This window comes from Nonomuraea turkmeniaca, from assembly GCF_005889735.1.
GTDB classification, from domain to species: domain Bacteria; phylum Actinomycetota; class Actinomycetes; order Streptosporangiales; family Streptosporangiaceae; genus Nonomuraea; species Nonomuraea turkmeniaca.
Genome location: NZ_VCKY01000485.1, coordinates 1 through 2,526 on the forward strand (window position 1 = coordinate 1; position 2,526 = coordinate 2,526).

Annotated in this window: 4 protein-coding genes; all 4 read left to right on the forward strand. The window is 66.6% G+C overall.

Translation table 11 applies throughout. The features are described from left to right. Nucleotides 1-151 precede the first annotated feature (151 nt). Nucleotides 152-898 carry a PP2C family protein-serine/threonine phosphatase gene (locus tag ETD86_RS53830; RefSeq protein WP_246149532.1) on the forward strand — a complete coding sequence of 249 codons (747 nt, stop codon included), beginning with the start codon at nt 152-154 and terminating at the stop codon, nt 896-898. 274 nt (nt 899-1,172) lie between these two features. Beyond that, entirely contained in the window at nt 1,173-1,388 is a 216-nt protein-coding gene (locus tag ETD86_RS53835; RefSeq protein WP_138674307.1) for a hypothetical protein, read from the forward strand. Between the two features lie 207 nt (nt 1,389-1,595). Further along, a complete protein-coding gene (locus ETD86_RS53840; RefSeq protein WP_138674308.1) occupies nt 1,596-1,907 on the forward strand; it encodes a UBP-type zinc finger domain-containing protein in 312 nt (103 codons plus the stop codon). Between the two features lie 423 nt (nt 1,908-2,330). Beyond that, a partial coding sequence (locus ETD86_RS53850) for a LysR family transcriptional regulator (RefSeq protein ID WP_138670718.1) occupies nt 2,331-2,526 on the forward strand: 196 nt, incomplete at its 3' end.

The following is a 2,526-nucleotide window of genomic DNA, read 5'->3' on the forward strand; positions in this document are numbered from 1 at the left end:
CACCCCCTCCTGACCAGCAATAACACCCCGGCCTAGTAACACGCCGCGCACGCGTTCCAGTATGCGTTACCGCAGCTCAACGCCTGGATCCGTGTGCTTTTCTTCAGACACATCTGCGGAACCCGAGTTCCTGGCACGGCGTCGCGAGCCGATGAGCGTGTCCGCGGAGATCCAGTGGTCGCTGTTGCCCCCGTTGTCCATGGCTCTCCCACAGGTCGCGGTCGCCGGAATCATGGAGCCCGCCTACGACGTCGCCGGGGATAGCTTGGACTACGCCCTCAACGACGAAGTCCTGCACATAGCCGTCATCGACGCGATGGGCCACGGCTTGAACGCCGCTGTCCTGGCGACCGTGGCCATTGGCGCCTACCGGCACGCCAGGCGCGCCAACGTGGGGCTTGCCGAATTGTACGAATTCATGGATACCGCCATCAACGACCAGTTCAGTCCCGACCAGTTCGTCACCGCACAGATGGTGCGTCTGGACATCGGGTCTGGTTCCTTGGAATGGGTCAACGCAGGGCACCCGGCGCCGTTGCTGATCCGCGGCAACCAGGTCATCGAGGTGTTGGAGGGGGCGAGCACCCTCCCGGTCGGCTTCGGCGGTGCCGCCCCGCAGATCAACGCGCGCCAGCTCGTACGTCACGATCGGGTGCTCTTCTACACCGATGGTCTCGTCGAAGAGCATGAGACCGGCGGTGAGCAGTTCGGCGAAGAACGTCTGATCAACTCCATCGAGCACGTCGGGCCCATGACGAGAAGCGTGCAGCAGATGGTACGAAGCCTCTCTCACACACTGATGCGCCAGAGGAAGGGGACGACAACTGATGACGCGACCCTTTTCCTGGTCGAATGGCGCGGCGGTACCGCCGACCACCTCGCCGAGGTCAACCTCTGACCGGCCTGAACGCGTCCCTGATCAGACCTTGAATCGCTAGTGATCCTCTGCCGCCGGCCCTGACGCTGCCGCGCGATCAGACGGTTCTGACGCCTGCACCACTCGTGCCATGTTGTGGGAAGGCGCCGCTCTCCTGTTGACCACAGCCGGCACCTGGCGCAGAGTCAGGCCTGTAGTGGGCACGACGGGATCGGACAACACTTGGATCTCAAGGACGGCACGGTGAATGGTGTTGAATGATCGACCTCCGCGGCGACCTGATCCGAACGATGACGTGGATCAGGCCCTGGCCGACGTCTTGAAGGCGATCGGCGCAGCCTCACGCGCGCTCGCCTTTCAGAGCGCGACGAGCATGGCCTGCCGCGGTGACCGCCAGCGGCTCGCCGTCTGTCTTGAGGCGATGACGCCTGGCCAGCTGGACGAGGTGGCCGCCGCCGCCCGTCTGCTCAGCGCCGAGGCCGACCACGCGCTCGCCAGGAGGGGCCCGTAACGGGTGTGCGGTCCCCACCGAAACGTGTGTCGGCCGGCTGGCGCGAGTGCGCGGTTCTTCGCCGTCCACGGCGCGCCGACAGGCTAGCTATCGCCACAGGTGATGACGCTAGCTGGGATTGGGCGTTTCCGCCGGCTCGCTGAACACATTGACTGAGGACTGATCAGCCGGCGCAGCTTGCGTCGCTGTCACCGTGAGGGGGTCGTGATGACCCTGGACGCAGAAGGAAAGAACGTGACCGCGCGTGCCGGCCTGAACGGTCAGGCACCGCGATGCGATCACGTCGACCTGCTCCCGGCTGTGGAGCCCGGGTCACCCGAATGCAAGGAATGTCTGGCCCTCGGCCGGACCTGGACGCGGTTGCTGGTGTGCCTGACCTGCGGGTGGGTGGCCTGCAACGACGACTCGCACGGGGGGCATGCCCGCGCCCACTACCAGGAGACCGACCACCCGGTGGTCGCCGCCCTGGACCCAGGCTCGACCTGGCGCTGGTGCTACGTGCACCGGCGAACCGTATAGATGACGGCGCATCGCCGTTCCCCGGGGCGGAGGAGCACGCTCTGGTCGGCAGAGCTCAGATGGGGCTGACGGCGGCGATCGTCGCGGTGCCGTTCCTTGCGCACGGCGTCGCGATCGTCCTGCCGTGGGGGCGGTGAGTGGCGTTCACCGATCTGCTGCCGGCGGCGGGTTTCTATGGGGTGGCCGGGCGCGCGCGCTGTCGCCGGCGCTCTCAATCGCTGGGCCAGGCACCTCCGCGGCAACCAGCATCACCAGGTTGCGGGCAAGACCGATCGGGTCGTGGGCCATCTGAGGCAGCCCGATGGAAGAGTCAATCCAGCGGGTGACGCCAAGCCTCCTCCATGGGCCCTACACCACCACCTGGCACCTAGAGTGGGGGAGACGGCCCGATTCGGCGCCGCCCAGGCGGGAAGGGTGGCGGGCATGGAGTTGCGTCAGTTGCGCTATTTCGTGACGCTGGCCGAAGAGTTGCATTTCGGTCGGGCCGCGGCCCGCGAGCACATCGTGCAGTCCGCGCTGAGCCAGCAGATCCAGCGGCTGGAGCGCGAACTGGGAGTGCGGCTGCTGGATCGCAGCACCCACCACGTCCATCTGACCCCGGCGGGCGCCGCCTTTCTCG